Raw genomic sequence first — 22034 nt, 5'->3', positions numbered from 1 at the left:
TGATCATAAACCCTTGCACCGCACTATCCGGGCCAAATCCGTGATGTAAGTGAGCAGTCCGTGCATGGACGAGTTGCTGCAAGAGTTTCTCGGCGAGACCGGCGAGCATCTCGATATGGTCGATCGGGAGCTCGTCCGCTTCGAGCAGGAACCCAATAACGGGGATATCCTGCGCAACATCTTCCGGCTCGTTCACACGGTCAAAGGCACCTGTGGCTTCATCGGGCTGCCGCGGCTCGAAGCGCTGACGCATGCGGCCGAATCCGTCATCGGCCAGTTCCGCGACGGCGCGAGCGTCTCCTCGACCGCGGTCACCGCGATCCTCGAGACCATCGACCGGATCAAGGAGATCATGGCCGAGCTCACCGAGAAGGGGCAGGAGCCGCCAGGCCATGACGGCCAGCTGATCGACGAATTGCGCGGCCTCGCCCAGCGGGCAAAGCAGGAGCTTGCCGCCCGGCAGATGCAGCCGCCCCTCGATCCGGTCGCAGCCTATCTCGCGCGCACTTCAGGAACCCGCTCGCCCGAACCTACATCCCCGCTCGCTGCGAGTGCGGCGACGGACGAGATGGATCTGGTGTTCCGGGCGGCGCCAAGTCCGCTCGATCAGCCGGGGCAGGTCCATGGCGACGCCATCCGGGACGCGAAGGCAGTGGGCCCGGCGACGCTGCGCGTCAATGTCGACACGCTCGAGCATCTGATGACCATGGTCTCCGAGCTGGTGCTGACGCGCAACCAGCTGCTCGAGATCGCCCGCCGGCAGGAGGATGCCGGTCTGAAAGGGCCGCTGCAGCGGCTCTCGCTCATCACGGCCGAATTGCAGGACGGCGTGATGAAGACGCGCATGCAGCCGATCGGCAATGCCTGGTCGAAGCTGCCGCGCATCGTCCGCGATCTCTCCACCGACCTCGGCAAGAAGATCGAGCTGGTGATGGAAGGAGCCGACACCGAGCTCGACCGGCAGATCCTCGAACTGATCAAGGACCCCCTCATCCACATGGTCCGCAACTGCGCCGACCATGCGATCGAGGAACCACAGGAGCGCGTCGCGCTCGGCAAGCCCGAAATGGGCACGATCCGGGTATCGGCCTATCACGAAGGCGGCTCGGTCACGATCGCGATCACGGACGATGGCCGCGGCATGGACACCGCCCGCATCCGCCGCAAGGCGGTGCAGCGCGGGTTGGTCGGTGAAGCGGAGGCAGAGAAGCTGAGCGAGGCCCAGGTCCTGCGCTTCATCTTCCATCCGGGCTTCTCGACGTCAGACACGGTCACCGCCATTTCTGGACGCGGCGTCGGGATGGATGTCGTCAAAGTCAATGTCGACGCGATCGGCGGCATGATCGACCTCGCCAGCATCGCTGGCACAGGCACCGCCATCACCATCAAGATCCCGCTGACGCTGGCGATCGTCTCGGCTCTGATCGTGGCGACAGCAGGCCAGCGCTTCGCCATCCCGCAGGTGGTGGTTCGTGAGCTGGTGCGCGTCAAGGCCGAGGGCGAGCACCGCATCGAACGCATCAACGACGCACCCGTGCTGCGCCTGCGCGAGCGGTTGTTGCCGATCATCGCCCTCGCCGGAGTGATGGACAGAGCGAGCAAAGCGACCGTCGATGATGGCTTCATCGTCGTGACGCAGGTCGGCGAGCGCCAGTTCGGCATCCTCGTGGAGTCCGTGTTCCACACCGAGGAAATCGTCGTCAAACCGATGTCGACTCGGCTACGCCATATCCCGCTGTTCTCGGGCAACACCATTCTCGGCGACGGCGCCGTGGTGCTGATCGTCGATCCCAATGGGGTGGCGCGCCTGGTCGGCGTGTCGGCGCCTCAGGACGAAGCCGCCTCGGACATCTCGGCCGAAGCTGCCCTCCCCGTCGAGCGCACCACGATGCTGGTCTTCCGCACCGGCAAGGATCGGCTGAAGGCCGTGCCCCTGTCCCTGGTCACGCGGCTCGAGGAAGTCGATGCCGGGCTGTTCGAGAGCGGCGGCGGGCGCACGCTGCTCAACTATCGCGGCCGGCTGATGCCCGTCGTCCCCGTCGAAGAGGTCCAGCTCCGGCAGAGTGGCTTGCAGCCGCTGGTGATCTTCTCGGAAGGCGACTTCAGCATGGCGCTGGCAGTCGACGCCATCGTCGATATCGTCGATGAAGTGCTCGACATCGAGATGCTGGCCATGCCCGAGCAGGGAATGCTCGGCTCCGCGATCGTCAGAGGCCGCGCGACCGAGATCCTCGACCTCGCGCATTACCTGCTCAAGGCCAATCCCAATTGGCTGCATGTGCGCCGCAGCGACACCGGCGGACCACGCGTCCTGCTGGTCGAGCCGTCCGAGTTTCTGCGCGAGATGCTTGCTCCCGTGCTGAGGGCCACCGGTCTCCAGGTGATCCATGCGGCGGACCTCGCCATGGCGGCCGGTCTCGCCTCCGGCAGCACCGAGCTGAACGCCGTCGTGATCGATCTCGACCGCGACGCCGAGGCTGCCTTCGCGCTCGCCGCCCGGCTGCGCGCCGAAGCCCGGCACGCCAATCTGCGTATCATCGGGCTCGCAAGCTTGCCGACGCCCGAGCTGCACGTCATGGCTGCACAGGCGGAGTTCGACGAAGTCGTCGCCAAGTTCGATCGGCGCGCGCTGATTGCGGAGCTCGCCGAAACCCGGCCCAAACTGAGGCGAGCCGCATGACCGGCACAGGCAACGATAGCGAATCCGGCGTCGCGGCTTTCGAGGATTCGCTCGACTACGTCACCGTCACGGTCGGCGGGCAACTGCTTGGTCTGCCGATCGCGCGCGTCCAGGACGTCTTCATTGCCACCCGCGTCACACCGGTGCCGCTGGCGCCGAGCGAAATCGTCGGCCTCATCAATCTGCGCGGGCGCGTCGTCACCGCGATCTGCATGCGCCGCCGGATGGGTCACGCCGACGCCTACGCGGCGCCCGTCGGCGCTGACGGGCGCGAACTTACCGCAGTCGGCATTGACCAAGGCGGCGAAGCCTTCGCGCTCATTGTCGACACGGTCGGCGAAGTGATGCGCCTCAGCCATACGACCTTCGAGCCCGTGCCGATCCATCTCGATCGTGCCTGGGCTGCCCTCGCCAAGGGTGTTCACCGTCTCGACGATCGTCTTCTGGTCGTGATCGACGTGGATGCCGTCCTCAACATCGAACTGCCGGTCGCCGCCTGACGGCAACCGCCGCTGCCTGGAGTCACGTCATGAAATATTGCCTCGTCGTCGATGACTCCGCCGTCATCCGCAAGGTTGCTCGCCGTATCCTGGAAGGGCTCCAGTTCCGCATCGCTGAAGCCGAGGACGGCGCGCGCGCGATCGACGCCTGCAAGGGCGAGATGCCGGACGCGATCCTGCTCGACTGGAACATGCCGGTCATGGACGGCTACGACTTCCTGCGGAATCTGCGGCAAATGCCCGGTGGCAAGCGCCCGAAGGTCGTGTTCTGCACGACCGAGAACGACATCGCCCACATCGCCCGCGCCATGCATGCCGGCGCTGACGAATACATCATGAAGCCGTTCGACAAGGAGATCGTCGCCTCGAAATTCCATCAGGTCGGCCTGCTCTAGAAGTCGCACGGCACACGACATCCCCGCACTCGGGCCACAAAATCGCAATGATCACGGTGCCGAACCTAAACAACCAGGCCGGCCTGCGTCCGAGCACGGTCGTGATCGCCGACGATTCCATGGTTGTGCGGGGACTGTTCGCGCGCTGGCTCGGTGAAAGCGGGCGCTTCCATGTCGTCGGCGTCGCCGGCGACGGGGAAGCGGCGATCGAACATGCCGGACGCCATCATCCAGACCTCATGGTGCTCGACCTCGACATGCCGGTGCTCGACGGCGTCGAGGCCTTGCCCAGAATCGTCAAGCAGAGCCCCAGAACCGCTATCCTGCTGACGACCACACTCACCGAGCGCAATGCGCAACTCGCGCTGCAATGCATGAGCATGGGTGCCGTCGACGTCCTGCCCAAGCCGGACAGTCGCAGCGGCCTGACACTGTCGCTGGATTTCCGCAGCGAGCTCCTGGGCAAGCTGGGCAGCATCGCACAGACCCGTATGCGTCACGGCGATATCACCGCCGAGGCAGGCCATGGCGCCTCGCCGCCGAGCAGCATCGCCGACCTGCGCCCGCTGGTGTCGGCCATGCCACGCTATCTGGTGATCGGCGCCTCGACCGGCGGCCCCCGTGCCGTCGCACGCGTCCTCAGCGATCTCGGCGATGCCGCGGCCAATCTCGTCACACTGGTCGTCCAGCATATGCCGCCGCTCTTTACCGCCTCTTTCGCCGAGCAGATCGCCGGGCAGCTCGGCTTGCCGGCGCGCGAGCCTTATGACGGCGAACGACTCGCCCGCGGCACGATCTATGTCGCGCCAGGAGGACGTCATCTCGGCATCGAACGGAAACTCGGCCATATCGTCGCCAGCATCAGCGACGGCCCGCCGGTGCATTTCTGCCGGCCGGCGGTGGATGTGCTGTTCAATGAAGCCGCGCGCCATCTCGGCCCGGCCGCACTCGGCCTGATCATGACCGGCATGGGCAGCGACGGCACGGAAGGGGCGACCGCTCTGCGCCGTACGGGCGCCGCCATCATCGCGCAGGACGAGGCCTCGAGCACGGTCTGGGGTATGCCGGGCTCGGTGGTGCGCGCCAGGCAGGCGAGTGCCGTCTTGCCGCTCGGCACGATCGGACCGGCAATCCGGGCGCTCGTCGGTGGGGCCCATCCCACATGACCGAGCTGGATTTCGATTTCCTGCGCGTGCTCCTGCAGCGGCGCTCAGGCCTCTTTCTCAGCATTGAGAAGCGCTACCTCGTCGAGAGCCGGCTCGGCATGCTCTGTCGGCGGCGCGCAATCGCAGGGATACCGGCGCTGGTTGCGCAATTGCGCACCTGCCCCGCTTCCGAGCTCGAAGCCGCCGTCGTCGACGCGATGACGACCAACGAGACGCTGTTCTTCCGCGACCGCACGCCCTTCGACCTGTTCCGCGATATCATTCTGCCCGAGAAGCTCGCCGCCAACGCGCAAAGCCGGACGCTGCGCATCTGGTGCGCCGCTGTCTCGACCGGTCAGGAAGCCTATTCGCTCGCCATGCTGCTCGACGAGGTGGCCGACCGCCTCGCCGGCTGGACGGTCGAGATCCTCGGCACCGACATTTCCGCCGACGTCCTCGAGCGGGCGCGCCAGGGGCTTTACAGCCAGTTCGAGGTGCAGCGCGGCTTGCCGATCCAGCTCCTGCTCAAGCATTTCCGGCAGGAGGGCGACAAATGGCGCCTGTCCGAGCGCATTCGCGACAAGGTCGACCTCAAGCAGCACAATCTGCTGGAGCCGAACCATCAATTCGGCCAGTTCGACATCATCTTCTGCCGCAACGTGTTGATCTATTTCGATGTCCCGACCAAGGCGCGCGTGATGGCCGCCCTCGCCGGACGGCTCGCGCAGAACGGCGCCTTCATCCTCGGCGCGGCCGAGACCGTCATCGGCATCACCACGACCCTGGTGCCGGACCCGCAATATCGCGGCGTCTACCGCGATGCCGCTTCGACTGCACAGGCGCGGCGACCGGGCTTTGCCGCGACAGCAGAGCGCAGCAGCGCGCTTCCCCCGCTCAAGATCGTCCGGACCTGATCGCTGGACGATTTCACCGGCTTCGACAGAACCAGCGTCGCCGACAAACAAAAACCCCGCCTCGCGGCGGGGTCCCCGTTCACCTGTCGTGTACATCCGACGATCAGGCGATCAAACTCTTAGGCGTACACGATGACGCCGGGATGACAGGTCTCAGGCCGGGATGCGTTCTTCGACCTCGGTCGGCTCGCGCAGCACATAGCCGCGGCCCCAGACCGTCTCGATGTAGTTCTTGCCGTCGGAGGCGTTCGCGAGCTTCTTGCGCAGCTTGCAGATGAAGACGTCGATGATCTTCAGCTCCGGCTCGTCCATGCCGCCATAAAGGTGGTTCAGGAACATTTCCTTGGTCAGCGTCGTACCCTTGCGGAGCGAGAGCAGCTCCAGCATCTGGTATTCCTTGCCGGTCAGATGCACCCGGGCTGCATCCACTTCGACGGTCTTGGTGTCGAGGTTGACGACGAGGTCGCCGGTCGTGATCACCGACTGGGCATGGCCCTTCGAGCGGCGGACGATGGCGTGGATGCGGGCGACGAGCTCGTCCTTGTGGAACGGCTTGGTCAGATAGTCGTCGGCGCCGAAGCCGAGGCCCTTCACCTTGTCCTCGATGCCGGCGAGGCCGGAGAGGATCAGGATGGGCGTCTTGACCTTGGCGACGCGCAGGGAGCGCAGCACCTCGTAGCCCGACATGTCGGGGAGGTTCAGGTCGAGAAGGATGATGTCGTAGTCGTAGAGTTTGCCGAGATCGACGCCCTCTTCGCCGAGATCGGTCGTGTAGACGTTGAAGCTCTCGGACTTCAGCATCAGCTCGATGCTTTGAGCGGTCGCGCTATCGTCTTCGATCAGCAGAACCCGCATGTCACGTCCCCAATTTCGCCCCGAGGCAGCGATCCCGTTCATTCCCCCAAAACCCTCGTGGTCCTGGAGACGAACGCTTGCCCGATGAAACGCCACGCGACACGCTACGGGGAAATGGTTAACAAACCCTGATTCCCGGGCGCAAGTGCTTCTTGGCGAAAGGTTGACGATCCTTGTCGAGGTGAGTCGAATTTGACACGGATCGTACGAGCTTCAGCCGCGAAAGCACCTTTCGCGTAAGCTCGCGTCGAGGAATCAGGCGAGAATCACCCAGAACTTCGACACGGCTTCGAAACGTAGTGTTAATCACTCGGGTAAACGAAAGGTTTACGGCAGGGATCATGAGCGGCGCGGCGCCTGGCCAGGACCGGTTATCCACACTCGCCGCGATGATCGGCGAGCTTGAGGCCACCTCGGTCTATGGCCGCGTCACCGCAGTTCGCGGCCTGCTGGTCGAGGTCTCCGGGCCGATCAGCGCGATGAGCCTCGGCGGCCGGGTCGGCATCGAGATCGCGTCCGGGATCCGGGTTCCCTGCGAAGTCATCGGTTTCTCCGGCGAAAAGGCGCTGGTCATGCCCTATGGTGGGCTCGACGGCGTCCGCCGCGGCTGTCCAGCCTATGTCGACCGCACCGTTGCGGGCCTGCGCCCGACCATGGCCTGGCTCGGCCGCGTCGTCGATGCGCTCGGTCGGCCGGTCGATGGCGGCCCGCCACTGCCGCAGGGCGAGCACACCATCCCCTTCCGCAACGATCCGCCGCCTGCCCATGCCCGTCGGCGCGTCGGCGCGCCGCTCGATCTCGGTGTACGCGCCCTCAACACCTTCCTGACCTGCTGCCTCGGCCAGCGCATGGGCATCTTCGCCGGCTCCGGCGTCGGCAAATCGGTGCTTTTGTCGATGCTGGCGCGCTATGCGAGGGCCGACGTCAACATCATCGGCCTCGTCGGCGAGCGCGGCCGCGAGGTCCAGGAGTTCCTCCAGGACGATCTCGGGCCGGACGGCCTTGCCCGCTCGATCGTCGTGGTCGCGACCTCCGACGAGCCAGCCCTGATGCGAAAGCAGGCGGCACTGACGACGCTGACCCTCGCCGAATTCTTCCGCGACCAGGGCCTGCAGGTGATGTGCCTGATGGATTCGGTCACGCGCTTCGCCATGGCGATGCGCGAGATCGGCCTTGCCGCCGGCGAGCCACCTACGACCAAAGGCTATACCCCGACCGTCTTCGCCGAACTGCCTCGCCTGCTCGAACGCGCCGGGCCCGGCATCGGCGACGGCGCGATCACTGGCCTCTTCACCGTGCTGGTCGATGGCGGCGACCATGACGAACCGGTCGCCGACGCGGTGCGCGGCATCCTCGACGGTCATATCGTCATGGAACGCTCGATCGCCGAGCGCGGCCGCTACCCTGCGGTCAACATCTTGAAATCGGTGTCGCGCACCATGCCGCGCTCCTGCGACCCGCTCTATTATCCGGTGGTGCAGAAGGCGCGCGCCACGCTCGCGACCTATGCCGACATGGAGGAACTGATTCGGCTCGGAGCCTATCGCCAGGGAGCCTCCGCCGAGGTCGACGAGGCGATCCGGCTCAATCCCGAGCTCGAAGCCTTCCTGAAGCAGGCCAAGGACGAGGCGACCGGCCTCGCCGACGGCTACTCCCGGCTCGCCCGGATCATGGGGATGTGAGCGGCCTACAGCCGCCCGACATAGTCGAGCAGCGCCGTCGCCTGGGGCGACGCCCAGTCCGTTTCGCCGAGCATATAGCCGCGCACGCCGCCGCGCCGGTCGGTGAGATAGACCACTGGCAGCCCTTCAGCGGTCGACAGCGGCTGCCCCGCCCCGGATGCCGCAATAACCTTGCCGGCCCGATCGCAGAAGACCCGCAGCCGCTTGATGCCGAGCCGCGCCAGATATTGTCGGACATGCGCCAGCTCGCGCTCATCGGTGCTGATGGTCACGAGCTCGACGTCCCTCGCCTTGAAGTCGGCGAGCTGCCGCTCGAAGCGCGGCAGGGTGATTCGGCAGATCGGGCACCAGGTCGCCCAGAGATAGATGAGGCAGACCTTGCCAGGCACCGGCCGGGCGATGGCGGGCTTGCCGTCGAGCCCCTGCAAGGAGAGCGGCGCCATCGTCTCGACCGGATCGAGCTCGATGAACTGGTAGCGCGCCGTGCGGAATTGCGGAAACGGGGTTTCGGCTCGCCCCGGTGCTGCAAGCAATCCGAGCGTGGCCTGGAGGACAAGGCGGCGGGTCAATGAACAGGGCGGCATCAAATCTTAGGCTCGGTCTCGTCAGGAAGGCCGCGTGATAGGTCGACGCGCGCCATGCCCCTACGCACGATCGCGTCAGTGACGCAGCCGACCATGTCGTTTCCGAGACGGCGCTAGCTCCTGAGTCTACGCACCAGCACGATCATGGCGAGCAAAGCCATGCTCTGTATCGCCGCCGACACCACGAGCGTGCCCGATGCGCCCAGCCGCTCGACCATCAGCGCGAACAGCAGCGGCGCCGCGGCGAAGGTCAGGTTCTGCGGCACGGTCAGCCGGCCGAGCATCGCGCCGAAGCCGTTGCGGCCGAACAGCGCCAGCGGCAGGGTCGCCCGCGCGACCGCGATCACGCCCATCGCGGCACTGAACAGCAGGACGAACGCGGCCGCGACGGCGCTCGATCCCGGCGCCAGCGCCATCAGCAGGCAGGCCGCGGGTCCGAGCGCGAGCCCGGCCAGGGCCACGCGCTCGACCGGTAGACGCTCGCCCGCAACAGCGTCGACCGCCCGCGCCATCAGGGTCGCGGGGCCGCTCAGCGAGGCGATCGTCACCGCACTCACCGCACCAATGCCTGCGCCCTGCATCAGCCCGATGATGTGCAGCGGCAGGCCCCATGACACGAGCCCGCTCGCCGAGAAGCTCAGCGCCAGCAGCCAGAATATCGGCCGCCGCTCGCCGAGTGGCACCCTGCCCTGCTCTTCGGCAGGCATGGCGGACGGGCCGGGCTCGGCCAACGGCTTGGCGCGATAGGCCGGGATGGCAAGATGGATCGGCAGCACGATCACGAGCTGGATCGCGGCGAAGACCATCAGGCAGGCGCGCCAGCCATAGTCGGCGCTGAGCCAGGCGGTCAGCGGCCAGAACACGCTGGAGGCAAGGCCCGTCACCAGCATCATCAGTCCGATCACGCGGCGGGTGCGCTCACCCATCAGCTGCGCCACCGTGACGTTGCCGGTGTTGGCGAGCTGCATCGCATGGCCGATGCCGATCACGAACCAGGTCGCAAGATAACTGACCGGCCCCTGCGCCAGCGCCAGCAGCGCCAACCCCAGCCCCGAGATCACGGCGCCCAGCGCCATGGCATGCCGCGTGCCGCGCCGGTCGAGATGGCGCCCGAGCAAGGGCGCGACCGCAGCTCCGATCACCAGCAGGATCGTGATCCCGCCGAAGATGACCGCAGGTCCGAGCTTGAGCTCGCGATCGAGATAGGCCGCCAAGACCGAAGGCGAATAATAGATCGAGCCCCAGCCGATGATCCGCGTCATGGCGAGTCCGCTCAGCAGCAGACTGTACTCGGGAAGGCGGCGCGAAACGGGCAAGGATATGTCCGGCGCGCTGGCACGCGCGCCCCTTGTTATTGATTCGCCCCACGCTAGCGTGAGCTGTGCCCAGCCGGGAGAGCCCGGGACGCACCCGTTGCATGCATCGAAAGCGAGCGATCCTGGTAAGGAACGATCAACCTCCTTGGGCCATTGTGCTTTTCGTCTCGCGGAGTGTTGCGGTGGCGAGCCGAGGGGTCGGCTCATCGCCAGAGCCGGATCCGATCAGGTTGAACCAACCCGGTCGGTGAATCCGTCTCGGAACGAAAGTTGGAGACCGTTTAACCGGCGAGCTTGCAGTGCAGGCGGACTGGAACGGGCTCTGAGCGTAATCAGGAGTTGGGCACGAGATGAAGTCGCGAGAGACCCTTTTGCGTCTCAAACGCTTCCAGGTGGACGAAAAGCGCCGCCGGGTAAGCCAGATTGAGATGATGATCGCGGAATTCAACCGAATGGCTGGAGATCTCGACCGCGAGATCCAGAATGAAGAAACGCGCGCCGGCATCTCCGATCCGGCCCATTTCGCCTATCCGACCTATGCCAAGGCGGCACTTGGGCGTCGCGACAATCTGCGCCAGTCCGCCGACAACCTGCAGGGCCAGCTCGACGAGGCCAAAGGCGAGCTGCAGGAAGCCTTCGAGGACATGAAGAAGGTCGAGATCCTCGACGATCGCGAACGCGCCTCCGAGCGCGCCGCCGAAGCCGCCCGCGATCAGGCGATGATGGACTCGATCGGCCTGCGCTCGCGCGTTTGAAGACGGGCGTCTATTCGATCACCGGATGATGCGGAACGGCGCTGCGCGCCATCGCCCCGTGCAGGCGTGGATCGTCGTCGACCTCGACGCCACGCTTGAATGCCGTGAAGCCCGAACGCTGATAGAACTCGACCGCGCCCTGGTGGTCGAGCGTGCAGGTGTGCACCCAGAATCGGCCGATCGGCCTTGCCCAGGCGCGCTCCAGCGCCCGGTTCATCAGCCAGCGCCCGGCCCCCTTGCCGACGACGCTCTCATCCAGGCCGAAGAAGGCGAGCTCGCCCTCGCCTTCAACCCTGAAGTCGAGCTCGAGCAGTCCGACGTCACGCCCGTCGAAGCGCACCGCAAAGAAGTCGACGGCGGGGTCAGAGAGGATCGCCTGGAGCTCTTCCACCGGCTTGACCAGCCGGCTGAACCACATCCAGCGCTCGCCGAGCAGGCGATAGACCGAAAGATAGCGCGCCACGTCCTCGCGCCCGATCGCCTCCAGCGAGAACCCCTCGACGCTTGGCGGATCGGGCCGTCGCTCCGGCGCTGAGAACATCTCGAGCGAGGTTACGACCGCGGCGATCTTGCCGGCCGGCAGGTCGGTGGTGCCGTTCAGGCTGATGGCGAAGGTTTCGGGCATGGCTTCCGGCGAGGCTGACGGGGCATGATCGGTTGCGCGACTCTCATCACGCGACCGCCCTCCGAACTACTGCCTGGCGCCGATTCCGTCGAGCAGGGTTGCGGTTGCGAGCGCTGCGATCTGCTCGCTGCCGGCGCCGCTGGTGCGGATCCATTCCGGCACCCGATTCAGCCCGCCCAAAAAATACGGCACCAGCAGGCGCAGATCGTGTCCGCCATCGATCTCGCCGCTCGCCACGCCCTTGGCGAACACCTCGTACCAGAGCTGAGCGTATTTTTCCCGCATCTTGCGGCTGCGCCGCCTGATCGCCGGCGGCAAATGTTCGTAGACATGCATGTATTTCTGGTCCTTGCCGACCAGGCTGGCGACATGCATCCCCACCGCGGTCGCGAGCCGCTGCGCGAATGGCGTCTCCTTTGGCATGTCTCGGACAGCCTCCGCCACCCGGGCATAGAGCGTCTCGATCCCCTGATTCAGGATCTCCTCGACGATCTCGTCCTTCGACCTGAAATGGTAATAGAGGCTGCCGGCCTTCATACCGACCAGCGCCGCCACCGCCCGCATCGTGCAGGCGTCATAGCCCTCGCGAACGATGATCTCCGCCGCCGCGTCGAGGATCTCGTCCCGCATTGTCCGTTGCTTTACCGACTCCACCGTACCGGCCAGAGCCGGCCTTCTCGCATTGCGCGCTCTCATCCTGGATCCGCCCGTCCCCGGCATCCCCGACGACCCGCCCCCCAGGTCGCTCATGCGCCCATCCGGAAGCGCATGATTGCCGTCACTACTTTCACTTGCGCGAGGGATCAAGGCGACAACCTTGCCGTTCAGCGTGAAATCTCATAGTCATCGCATGAATATTAAACCAAACGATAGTTCGGATTGACTTGCAGCGATGGTTTCCGGCCGATTTCGGACTCGCCGAAACCACCGTGATCTGCTCGCAATCAGCGGATGTACCTGCGCATAATCGGCCGCCAGCGCGAGATGTGGCAAGGTGTCTCGATGATCGCCCCCGTCGCGTCTCTACCTGTCAGCGCTTGTTGGTTTTCTCATTCCGCTCGTGCTTGCCGGCAGCCAGGCCTTCTGGATCATCGGGCTCATAGGGGGCATGCGGTCCGGTTGGATGAGCCGAGCGCGGATTCGGTCCGGCGCGCCGCTGCTCATGCGCGCCGGACTGACCGGGGCGCGGCGCAGTCACGAAGGCAGCGGGCGTATCGGTCAGGTGGTCGCGGCGTGTGTTCGGCATGACTCTGTCCTCTCTCGCCGAACAACCGCCGCGCACCGCAGGAGTTCCGCGCCTCCAGCTAGTCTACCGCTCCGACGCCGTCGACATGCAGGCTGAAACCACGGGCTGCCGGCTCGCCCAAGCCCGGGCGTAGCGTCATCTCCGGGATGACATAATCACCGAAGTTCTGGCGCCGATATGGAATCGGCCCGGTGGTCTCCAGCGTGCGCATACGCTCGCGCAATTGTCCTGCGACCCGGTCGAAATCTGCCTGCTGGAACCGGTCCACCCTGTAGACGACGAAGGACGGCAGCACGTCATAGCCAGGATAGTGGAGGATGCCGCGATTGATCGGGAACAGCAGATCGTCGATCGGCCCGTTGATGCCGCGGGCTGAGTAATGCTCCTCCCAGCCGCCGGCCGTAACGATCAGCATGGCGCGCTTGCCTGCGAGTGTGCCCTCGCCGAAGCGGTCGCCCCAGCGCCTGTCGCTGTGCTCACCGACGCCATAGGCAAAGCCATAGGCATAGACCCGGTCGACCCAACCCTTGAGGATCGCCGGCATCGTGTACCACCAGAGCGGAAACTGCAGGATCAGCATATCGGCCCAGAGCAGCTTCTCGATCTCGGCCTTGACGTCGCCTGTAAGATTGCCTGCCTCGAAGCTTGTCTTCGAAGCTGCACCGACGCGCAGTTCCTTCTCCTGCGGCCAGTTCGGGAAGTCGGCGCGATCGACATGCGCCTTCCAGCCTTCGGCATAGAGATCGGTGATGCGGACCTCGTGCCCTTGGGCTTCGAGTTCGGCGACGGCGACGTCGCGCAGCGCGCCGTTGAGCGAACGACGCTCGGGATGGGCGAAAACCAGCAGAACCTTCATGGGAGAGCCTTTCCGGATGAGAACCGGCTTCCGAATTAGGCGCTGTCTCAGTTCTACACTATAACGCAGTAATGCATATGATTATGCCGATAAATGGATAGATCTGACATCACACTGGAGCGCATGCGCAGCTTCGTCCGCGTTGCCGAGCGCGGCAGCCTGTCGGCCGTCGCGCGCGAGCTCGACCTCGGTCAATCGACGGTGACGCGACATCTCAACGAGCTGGAGGAGGCACTCGGCGTCCCTCTGCTCAGCCGCACGACCCGGCGCGTGACGCTGACCGACGAGGGCAGCCGCTATTACCAGAACTGCCTCGCCATCCTGCGGCTGGTCGAGCTGGCGGGTGACGAGGTCCGCAGCACCCGCGACGCCCCTGCCGGCACGGTGCGCGTCTCCTGCACCGCCTCTTTCGGCGTCTTGCACATAACGCGGCTGATCTTCGCCTTCCAGGATCGCCATCCCGGGATCGATATCGACCTCAGCCTCAGCGACGAGCGGATCGATCTCGTCCGCGAGGGCGTCGACATCGCCATCCGCCTCGGCCCGCTCGCCGACAGCACCATGAAGCTCAGATCACTCGGCCGATCGCACCGGTTGTTCGTCGCTGCGCCGCACTATCTTGCCCGGCATGGAACACCGGCCTCGCCGGATGATCTCGCCGGGCATCAGGGAATTCGCATGACGAACGTCGCCGGCAGCGCCCTGCTCGCGCTCGAGGGTACCGGCGACAAGCACTACAGCGTCCCCTTCGACGGGCGATTACGGGTCGATCACGGATTGGCTGTGCGCGAGGCACTCCTCGCCGGGCGCGGCATCGCCCCGACCCATCGCTGGCTCGTCGACGATCTGCTGGCGTCTGGCCAGCTGGAGCCGATACTGACCGACTATGCCTTGCCTGCCGTGCCGCTCAGCATGCTGATCGTCCCGGAGCGGGCGCCCGTCGCCCGCGTCCGTTTGCTCATCGATTTCCTGGCTGCAGAGATCGCCGGCATTCCCGGCATCACGCCGGCCTGACCGCCGCTCAGCGCAGCAGGGACTGCCCGGTCATCTCGGCCGGCTGTTCCAGCCCGAGCAGCGCGAGCAAGGTCGGCGCGACATCGGCGAGGCGGCCCTCGGCCAACCCAGTCGCCTGCCCGCCGATCAGCATGACCGGCACTGGGAAGGTCGTATGCGCGGTGTGCGGATTGCCGGTGACCGGATCGACCATCAGCTCGGCATTGCCGTGGTCGGCGGTCACGATCAGCGCCCCGCCCTTGGCCAGGATGGCGTCGGCGATCTGGCCGAGGCTGGTATCGATCGTCTCGACCGCCTTGATCGCCGCCGAGAGCACGCCGGTATGGCCAACCATGTCGGGATTGGCGAAGTTCAGCACGAACAGGTCGTACTGCCCGCTCTCGACCGCGGTGACGACCTTCCCGGTCAGCTCCGGCGCCGACATTTCCGGCTGCAGGTCATAGGTCGCGACCTTCGGCGACGGCGTCATGCTGCGCTCCTCGCCCGCGAACGGCTCCTCGCGCCCGCCATTGAAGAAATAGGTGACGTGCGGGTACTTCTCGGTCTCGGCGAAGCGGATCTGCCTGAGGCCTGCCTGCGACGCCGTCTCGCCGAGCCCATTGGCCAGGCTCTGCGGTGCGAACAGCGCCGGCATGATCGGATCGAGTTCGGAGCTGTAGGAGGTCATCCCGACCGCGCTGACGAGCTTGGGCATGCGCGGGCGCGGGAAACCGCTGAACTCGGCAAAGAGCAGCGGCGCCAGGATTTCGCGGATGCGGTCGGCGCGGAAGTTGAAGCTGAGCAGGCAGTCGCCATCTTCCATGCCGCTGTAGTCGCCGATCACCGCCGGCTTGATGAACTCGTCGCTGACATTGGCGGCATAGGCCGCTTCGATCGCCGAGCCAGCATTCGGCATCCGCTCACCCTCGCCCAGAGCCAGCGCCTTCCAGGCGAGCTCGACGCGCTCCCAACGATTGTCGCGGTCCATCGCGTAGTAGCGGCCGCTCACCGTCGCGATCTTGACCTGCGGCGGCAGCGCCGCCTCCAACGCAGCGACATAGTCCTTCGCCGAGCGTGGCGGCGTATCGCGCCCATCGGTGAAGACGTGGATGAGCGCCGGCACGCCCGCCGCGACGACGAGCTTCGCCAGCGCGACCGCATGATCCTGATGGGCGTGGACGCCGCCGGGCGAGACCAGGCCGAGGATATGGCAGGTACCGCCACTGGCCTTGAGCCTGCCGATCAACCCGCTTGCATCCAGCGCCTGCTTCAGCGTGCCGTCCGTGATCGCCTGGTTGATGCGCGGCAGGTCCTGCATCACGACGCGGCCGGCGCCCAAGTTGAGGTGGCCGACCTCGGAATTGCCCATCTGCCCCTCGGGCAGGCCGACATCGAGCCCGGAGGTGCGCAGGAAGGCATGCGGCGACGACGCCCAGAAGCGGTCGAAATTCGGCGTCTTCGCCAAGAGGACCGCGTTGTTGTCCCTGTCGTCGCGCCAGCCCCAGCCATCGAGGATCATCAGCATGACGGGGCGGCTGGACATTCGCGTATCCTGTGCATCTGCGAACAAGTGCTTGTGCGGATATCATGCTCCACGCGGCCAAGGCGAGCGCTAAGAATAGCGCTGCAGTTCCGCACAGCCCTCATCCTGAGGAGGCCCGCAGGCCGTCTCGAAGGATGCTCCAGCTGGTTCCGGAGCCTCCTGAAGCATCCTTCGAGACGCAGCCTACAGCTGCTCCTCAGGATGAGGGCCGAGTTGAGAAGGGAAGATTGCCATGCCGATCAAGGCCGTCGTCTTCGATGCCTATGGAACCCTGTTCGACGTGCAGTCGGTCGCCGGCGTCACCGACGCCGCCTTCCCCGGCCATGGCGAGACCATCACCCAGATCTGGCGGCTGAAGCAGCTCGAATACACCTGGCTGCGCGCGCTGATGGGCCGCTACGAGGACTTCTGGAGCGTGACGCAGGCCTCTCTCGACTTCACGCTGAAGACGCTCGGGCTCGAAGCCACACCCGATTTCCTCGCCCGCATCGCCGCGGCCTATGACGCGCTGGCGCTCTATCCGGAAGCGCTGGCGGCGCTGCACGGCCTCGCCCCGACGCGCCTCGCCATCTTCTCCAATGGCAGCCCGGCCATGCTGATCAATCTCACCCGGCAGGCCGGCATCGACAAGCTGCTGGAGACCGTGGTCAGCGTCGACGAGATCGGCACCTACAAGCCCGATCCGCGCGGCTATCGCCTGGTCGAGGAGCGGCTCGGCCTGACGCGCGACGAGATCCTGTTCGTCTCCTCCAATGGCTTCGACATCGCCGGCGCCAAGGCCTATGGCATGACGGTTGCGCGCATCGAGCGTGTAACCTCGCAGGCCCTGCGGGACGAACTTGCAGGCGCAGCGACGATCGGGCCGAAGAGCCTGTTCAAAGCGCTGCGCATGCAACCGGAGCAGCTCGGTGCGGGTGCCGATCTCACCATCTCGGCCCTGACCGATCTCGTCCCTTACGTCGCCGCGCGCCGCTGAGCGCTTCCACCGGAGAGCATCGATGATCCGCTTCTACTACCACCCCTCGCCCAACCCGGCGAAGATCGCGCTCTTCCTGGAGGAAGCCGGCCTGCCCTATGAGCTCGTCCCCGTCGACACCCGCAAGGGTGACCAGTTCAAGCCGGACTTCCTTGCCATCAATCCGAACGGCAAGACCCCGGCTCTGACCGATGGCGATGTCAGGATCTTCGACAGCAACGCCATCCTGCTCTATCTCGCCGAGAAAACCGGCCAATTCCTGCCGCCGGATACGCCGCAGATGCGCGGCCAGATGCTGTCATGGCTGATGTTCGTCGCCACCGGCATCGGCCCCTATACTGGCCAGTCCGTGCACTTCTCCCGCATGGCGCCGGAGAAGGTGCCCTACGCGATCAACCGCTACGCCCGCGAGGCCGAGCGGCATTGGAGCCTGCTCGACGATCAGCTCGGCAAGCACCGCTATATGCTCGGCGACGACTACACGCTGATCGACATGGCGGTCTGGGGCTGGGCGACGCGTGCGCAATTCGCGCTCGGCGACGAAGCTTTCGCCAAGATCGCAAACGTCAAGCGCCATCTCGACGAGATCTCGGCCCGGCCGGCGGCGCAGCGCGCCGTGGCGCTCAAGGACAGGTTCACCTGGAAGACCGAGATCGACGAGGAAGCGCGGGAAATCCTCTTCCCGCAGAATGCGTTTCTGAAGGGCTGACCCGGCAGCCGATACCAGGCTCCGTCATTCCGGCCGCAGCGAAGCGGAGTGCCGGAATCCATCGTAGGGAACTGCGCTCTACGATGGATTCCGGAGCTGCGCGGCTTCGCCGCTTGTCCGGAATGACGGCAAGGGTTGGTGAGGCGATAACCTCACACCACCGCGGTCAGGCCGCCATCGACCATCAGCAGATGGCCGCTGACATAGTCGGAGGCTTCCGAGGACAGGAAGATCGCCGCACCCGCCAATTCCTTGGTCTCGCCCCAGCGGCCGACCGGGGCGCGGCTCTTCACCCAGTTCGAGAAGGTCTCGTCGGCGAGCAGAGCCTGGTTCAGCTCGGTCACGAAATAGCCGGGGCCGATCGCGTTGACCTGAATGTTGTGCTTGCCGAGCTCGGCCGCGAGCCCCTGTGTCATCAGGCTGACGGCCCCCTTCGACGCCGTGTAGGGCACGATGCTCGGCCGGCCGAGCTTGCTCATCACCGAGCCAATATTGACGATCTTGCCACGGTTGCGCGGGGCCATGCGCTTGGCCACCGCCTGACTGACATAGAACACCGAGTGCAGGTTGGTCGCCATCAGGAAGTGCCAGTCCTCGGCCGGGAAGTCGACGAAGGCGCCGCGCTTCTGCGTGCCGGCATTGTTGATCAGGATGTCGATCGGCCCGATCTCGGCCTCGACCTTCGCGACGCCGGCCTGGACTGCCTTCTGGTCGGTGACGTCGAAGGCGGCGATCGAAGCCTTGTGGCCGGCTGCCGCAATGGCGCTGCGCGCCTTCTCCAGCTTGCCGGCGTCGCGGCCGTTCAGCACGACATGAGCGCCGGCAGCGGCGAGGCCTTCGGCGATGGCGAGGCCGATGCCCTGGCCGGAGCCGGTGACCAGCGCGATGCGCCCGTCGAGCTTGAACAGATTGAGCGACATCCTATCCTCCCGGTCCGTGGCCCGACTTGCGGCTTGTTAGCGTCTCAAGGGTTGGGTAAGCGGTTTAAAACGATTAGACAATGCCGTGGCCGCATGGCTACCGCTCACAGGAGACTTTCGCCATGCGTGCCGTCGTGATCCATGCCGAGAAGGACCTGCGGGTCGAGGACGCCGCTGTTCCGGAGCTCGGCCCGCTCGACGTCAAGGTCGCGATCAAGGCCGGCGGCATCTGCGGCTCCGACCTGCACTACTATCTCCATGGCGGCTTCGGCACGATCCGGGTGCGCGAGCCGCTGATCCTCGGCCACGAGATCGCCGGCATCGTCGAGGCGGTCGGCGGCGAGGTCAGCCGAGTCAAGCCGGGCGATCTCGTCGCGGTCAATCCGAGCCGGGCCTGCGGCCGCTGCCGCTACTGCCAGGCCGGCCAGCAGCAGCACTGCCTGGACATGCTGTTCTATGGCAGCGCCATGCGCTTCCCTCATGTCCAGGGCGGCTTCCGCGAGGTTCTGGTCATCGAGGAGCGCCAGGCGGTGAAGCTGCCCGGCCATGTCGGCGCGGCCCAGGCCGCCTTCGCCGAGCCGCTCGCCGTCTGCCTGCATGCGGTCAAGCGTGCCGGCGCCCTCCTCGGCAAACGCGTCCTCGTCACTGGCTCCGGCCCGATCGGCGTGCTGACAGTGGTTGCGGCCCGCGCCGCCGGCGCCAGCGAGATCGTCGTCACCGACGTGGTCGACGGCCCGCTGCCGGTCGCCCTCAAGATGGGCGCGACAGCTGCGATCAACGTCATGGCCGAGCCGGAGCGACTGAAGGCCGATTACGGCGCGCAAAAAGGCGCCTTCGACGTGATGTTCGAATGCTCGGGCAACCAGCACGCGCTGACCGGTGCCTTCGACGCGCTGCGCCCCGGCGCGGTCATCGTCCAGATCGGTGTCGGCGGCAATTTCACGATTCCGATGAATGTCGTCGTCGCCAAGGAATTCGACCTGCGCGGCTCGTTCCGCTTCCACGAGGAGTTCGACTGGGCGGTCGAGTTGATCTCGTCGGGCCGCATCGACCTCTCGCCGCTGCTCACCGCCTCGATCCCGATCGAGCGCGCCGTCGAGGCCTTCGAGCTCGCCGCCGACAAGTCAAAGGCGATGAAGGTGCAGCTGGTTTTCGGTTGAAGAACCACGTCGTGCTCGGGCTTGACCCGAGCATCTCAGGCAGCATGAGGCTCTCTTGATGCCTTCTCGTCCTGAGATTCTCGGGTCTGCGCTTCGCTGCGCCCGAGAATGACGCCCAATCTCAGACTACCCGCCGCAACATCGCCCCCGATTGCGGCTCGTCGATCGCGACGCCGTCGCGGCCATTGCGCTTGACCTGATAGAGCGCCGCATCGGCGCGCGCGGCGGCATCGGTCAGGCTGTCCTCAGGCCGAGCCATGGCGGCGCCGAGGCTCGCCGTCATCGGCACTGCCCGGCCATCGCTGAGCGCGACCGGCGCCTCGCGCAGCAGCGTCGCGATCTTGCTCGCGGTCGTCGCAAGCGACTCCGCCGAGCAATCGCTGATCAGCAGGATGAACTCGTCGCCACCCCAGCGGGCGCAGGCGTCGTAGCTGCGCAAGGTCGAGAGCATCCGTCGGACGCAGGCGATCAGCACCTCGTCGCCGGCATGGTGGCCGTAGTCGTCATTGACCAGCTTGAAGCGGTCGAGATCGACGATGACGAGGCCGCAGGCCTTGCCATCGCGCCGGGCGCGGTTCTGCTCGCGCGCGAAGACCTCCTCGAAGCCGCGGCGGTTGAGCACCGAGGTCAGCGGGTCGTGCTGCGCCAGCTGTTCGAGCTTCTGCGTGCGCTCGGCGACCATCGCCTCGAGCCGGCCGGTATTGTCGCCGACGGCCTGGGCCATCTCGTTGAAGGCGCGCGACAGCCGGGCGATCTCGTCGTTGCCGTCCTCCTTCGCCACGGCGGTGAAGTCGCCGGCGCGGACTCTGGTGACGCCTTGCTCGACCCAGGCCAGCCGGTCGAGCACCTTGCGTTTGAATAGGAAGGTCATCAGCCCAGCGGCCACGATGACGATCGCCACCATCAACCCGGCGATCGGCGCGAACAGCTTGCGGTCGATGATGGCGTCGACATCCATCACCGTGACGTTGAACCAGCCGAGCCGGTCGAGGAAGCCGACGCCGACCAGGACCTCGTGCCCGTCCATCCGCATGAAGCGGGACAGGACCAGCGCCTCGCCCTTGGCGACGCGCTGCATCATGTCGGCGAGGGCCTTGCGGTCGCCCTCCTCGTCGAGCAGCCGGAAGATCGTCTTCTTGGCCGCCGCGTCCTTGGTCAGGCTGTGGAAGTCGACGACGCGCGGATCGCGATGCGCCTGCACCGCGCCTTGCAGATCGACAAACATGCTCTGCACCCCGGTCTGCGGGAATTCGACGACCTCCTTGATGAACTGGGTCAGGTCGACGCCGGTGCCGATCAGGCCGAGGACCTTGCCGTCCTTCTGGATGATGCAGTTGATCCAGACCTTGGTGACGGAGAGCACCTCGTCGCGGTTGACGTTGAGATGGCAGCCCGTGCCGAGCGCGCGCGTCTTGAAGTACCAGATGTCCTGCGGAGCATTCGGCGAGACGGTGTAACGCAGCCGATTGGGCTCGTAAGCATTGTCCTTGTCGTTGAAATAGTAGTTGCCGCTCTTGTCGACGACGGCAAAATAGCTGCGGTCGGTGAAGGACAGGCGGTAATGCTCGAGCTCGGCGAGGCCGCGCCTGGCCTTCTCCGGATCGGTCTCGTCCTGCGCCCATTCGACGATCACCGGCGCGCGCGCCACCGTCTCGGCCAGCGAGACCTCGCGCATCAGCGCTTCGAGCCCACGATAGCGGTCGAACAGGATCTGCTTCTCGGCGAAGAGCGTGCCGAGCTTCACCACCGTGCCGTTGACCATCCAGAGGAAGATGCCGGAGGCCGGCACCGCGATCGCAACCAGCGTCGCCAGGACGAGCATGAGCACACGCGCCTTCAGGCCCGAATTGGTCCAGGCGGTCAGCAAACCCATCGCGTCGGCATCTCCCGCGCCTTCCGACATGTTCGGAATCGCACGGGCCCATGGTGGCCGCGATATGGTTTACACTTCGTTGACGAATGTGGCCGGGCTAGAGCGTCATTCCGGGGCAGGCCATAGGCCTGAGCCCGGAAGCCATGAACACGCCCTCACCGTCATGGTCGGCCTTGTGCCGACCATCCACGCCTTCACTGATCGAAAGTGGTGTTCAAGACGTGGATGCTCGCCACAAGGGCGAGCATGACGAACTGGGGTAACGCCGTAGTCATGGGTTCCGGGCTCGTTGCTGCGCAGCGCCCCG

21 protein-coding genes are annotated in these 22034 nt (G+C 65.8%); 11 read left to right on the top strand and 10 right to left on the bottom strand.

The features are described 5' to 3' along the window. The first annotated feature begins 64 nt into the window (after window positions 1-64). From ACSQ24_RS05555 to ACSQ24_RS05535, 5 genes are read left to right on the top strand one after another with little or no spacing between them, the layout of a single operon-like run. Entirely contained in the window at window positions 65-2680 is a 2616-nt protein-coding gene (locus tag ACSQ24_RS05555) for a chemotaxis protein CheW (RefSeq protein ID WP_436093724.1), read from the top strand. Beyond that, window positions 2677-3180, top strand: coding sequence for a chemotaxis protein CheW (locus ACSQ24_RS05550; RefSeq protein WP_436093723.1), 504 nt, complete (start codon window positions 2677-2679; stop codon window positions 3178-3180). Before ACSQ24_RS05555 ends, ACSQ24_RS05550 begins: the two co-directional genes overlap by 4 nt. Window positions 3181-3209: 29 nt before the next feature. Further along, on the top strand, window positions 3210-3575 hold the full coding sequence (locus ACSQ24_RS05545; RefSeq protein ID WP_110488743.1) for a response regulator: 366 nt from the start codon (window positions 3210-3212) through the stop codon (window positions 3573-3575). A gap of 47 nt (window positions 3576-3622) precedes the next feature. Continuing rightward, entirely contained in the window at window positions 3623-4741 is a 1119-nt protein-coding gene (gene cheB, locus ACSQ24_RS05540) for a chemotaxis-specific protein-glutamate methyltransferase CheB (protein ID WP_436093722.1), read from the top strand. Beyond that, window positions 4738-5634, top strand: a complete 897-nt coding sequence (locus ACSQ24_RS05535) for a CheR family methyltransferase (RefSeq protein ID WP_436093721.1) — start codon at window positions 4738-4740, stop codon at window positions 5632-5634. The genes cheB and ACSQ24_RS05535 overlap by 4 nt, the downstream gene beginning before the upstream one ends. Before the next feature lie 153 nt (window positions 5635-5787). Here the strand turns inward: ACSQ24_RS05535 and ctrA are convergent, their stop codons facing one another. Next, window positions 5788-6489: a response regulator transcription factor CtrA gene (ctrA, locus tag ACSQ24_RS05530; protein WP_114829414.1), complete on the bottom strand. Its 702-nt coding sequence runs from the start codon at window positions 6487-6489 to the stop codon at window positions 5788-5790. Window positions 6490-6878: 389 nt separating this feature from the next. On the opposite strand from ctrA, the gene fliI reads away from it, so the two are divergent. Then, on the top strand, window positions 6879-8171 hold the full coding sequence (gene fliI, locus ACSQ24_RS05525; RefSeq protein ID WP_436097826.1) for a flagellar protein export ATPase FliI: 1293 nt from the start codon (window positions 6879-6881) through the stop codon (window positions 8169-8171). A gap of 5 nt (window positions 8172-8176) precedes the next feature. Here fliI and ACSQ24_RS05520 read toward each other — a convergent pair whose 3' ends face one another. After that, a complete protein-coding gene (locus ACSQ24_RS05520; RefSeq protein ID WP_436093720.1) occupies window positions 8177-8740 on the bottom strand; it encodes a TlpA disulfide reductase family protein in 564 nt (187 codons plus the stop codon). A gap of 128 nt (window positions 8741-8868) precedes the next feature. Further along, window positions 8869-10017: an MFS transporter gene (locus tag ACSQ24_RS05515; protein WP_436093719.1), complete on the bottom strand. Its 1149-nt coding sequence runs from the start codon at window positions 10015-10017 to the stop codon at window positions 8869-8871. A 404-nt stretch (window positions 10018-10421) separates the two neighbouring features. Between ACSQ24_RS05515 and fliJ the strand changes: the two genes are divergently transcribed. Further along, complete coding sequence (fliJ, locus tag ACSQ24_RS05510) at window positions 10422-10826, top strand: flagellar export protein FliJ (RefSeq protein WP_436093718.1); 405 nt, start codon at window positions 10422-10424, stop codon at window positions 10824-10826. Window positions 10827-10836: 10 nt separating this feature from the next. Here the strand turns inward: fliJ and ACSQ24_RS05505 are convergent, their stop codons facing one another. From ACSQ24_RS05505 to ACSQ24_RS05490, 4 genes are all read right to left on the bottom strand, one after another. Further along, window positions 10837-11451 (bottom strand): GNAT family N-acetyltransferase, encoded by a 615-nt coding sequence (locus tag ACSQ24_RS05505; RefSeq protein WP_436093717.1) that lies wholly within the window; start codon window positions 11449-11451, stop codon window positions 10837-10839. 66 nt (window positions 11452-11517) lie between these two features. After that, on the bottom strand, window positions 11518-12201 hold the full coding sequence (locus ACSQ24_RS05500) for a TetR/AcrR family transcriptional regulator (protein ID WP_436093716.1): 684 nt from the start codon (window positions 12199-12201) through the stop codon (window positions 11518-11520). Between the two features lie 280 nt (window positions 12202-12481). Further along, window positions 12482-12697, bottom strand: coding sequence for a hypothetical protein (locus tag ACSQ24_RS05495; RefSeq protein WP_436093715.1), 216 nt, complete (start codon window positions 12695-12697; stop codon window positions 12482-12484). A gap of 58 nt (window positions 12698-12755) precedes the next feature. Then, complete coding sequence (locus ACSQ24_RS05490) at window positions 12756-13553, bottom strand: NAD(P)H-dependent oxidoreductase (protein WP_436093714.1); 798 nt, start codon at window positions 13551-13553, stop codon at window positions 12756-12758. 93 nt (window positions 13554-13646) lie between these two features. Here ACSQ24_RS05490 and ACSQ24_RS05485 point away from each other — a divergent pair, with 93 nt between their 5' ends. Then, window positions 13647-14567, top strand: coding sequence for a LysR family transcriptional regulator (locus tag ACSQ24_RS05485; RefSeq protein ID WP_436093713.1), 921 nt, complete (start codon window positions 13647-13649; stop codon window positions 14565-14567). A gap of 7 nt (window positions 14568-14574) precedes the next feature. Here ACSQ24_RS05485 and gpmI read toward each other — a convergent pair whose 3' ends face one another. Continuing rightward, on the bottom strand, window positions 14575-16089 hold the full coding sequence (gene gpmI, locus ACSQ24_RS05480) for a 2,3-bisphosphoglycerate-independent phosphoglycerate mutase (RefSeq protein ID WP_436093712.1): 1515 nt from the start codon (window positions 16087-16089) through the stop codon (window positions 14575-14577). A gap of 232 nt (window positions 16090-16321) precedes the next feature. On the opposite strand from gpmI, the gene ACSQ24_RS05475 reads away from it, so the two are divergent. Together ACSQ24_RS05475 and ACSQ24_RS05470 are read left to right on the top strand one after the other, a co-directional pair. After that, complete coding sequence (locus ACSQ24_RS05475; RefSeq protein WP_436093711.1) at window positions 16322-17065, top strand: haloacid dehalogenase type II; 744 nt, start codon at window positions 16322-16324, stop codon at window positions 17063-17065. Window positions 17066-17087: 22 nt separating this feature from the next. Beyond that, on the top strand, window positions 17088-17774 hold the full coding sequence (locus ACSQ24_RS05470) for a glutathione S-transferase family protein (RefSeq protein WP_436093710.1): 687 nt from the start codon (window positions 17088-17090) through the stop codon (window positions 17772-17774). 152 nt (window positions 17775-17926) lie between these two features. Here ACSQ24_RS05470 and ACSQ24_RS05465 read toward each other — a convergent pair whose 3' ends face one another. Beyond that, the gene (locus ACSQ24_RS05465) at window positions 17927-18694 is read right to left on the bottom strand and encodes a glucose 1-dehydrogenase (RefSeq protein ID WP_436093709.1); all 768 of its coding nucleotides are present in this window, start codon (window positions 18692-18694) and stop codon (window positions 17927-17929) included. 122 nt (window positions 18695-18816) lie between these two features. Here ACSQ24_RS05465 and ACSQ24_RS05460 point away from each other — a divergent pair, with 122 nt between their 5' ends. Then, window positions 18817-19854 (top strand): L-idonate 5-dehydrogenase, encoded by a 1038-nt coding sequence (locus ACSQ24_RS05460; RefSeq protein ID WP_436093708.1) that lies wholly within the window; start codon window positions 18817-18819, stop codon window positions 19852-19854. Between the two features lie 121 nt (window positions 19855-19975). Here the strand turns inward: ACSQ24_RS05460 and ACSQ24_RS05455 are convergent, their stop codons facing one another. Beyond that, window positions 19976-21727: a sensor domain-containing diguanylate cyclase gene (locus ACSQ24_RS05455; RefSeq protein WP_436093707.1), complete on the bottom strand. Its 1752-nt coding sequence runs from the start codon at window positions 21725-21727 to the stop codon at window positions 19976-19978. Window positions 21728-22034 lie beyond the last annotated feature (307 nt).

Origin of the sequence: Allobosea sp. LjRoot237 (genome assembly GCF_964253285.1) — a bacterium.
GTDB lineage: Bacteria > Pseudomonadota > Alphaproteobacteria > Rhizobiales > Beijerinckiaceae > Allobosea.
Note: the sequence above shows the minus strand (reverse complement) of the source record. Positions and strands in the feature narration are given on the sequence as shown.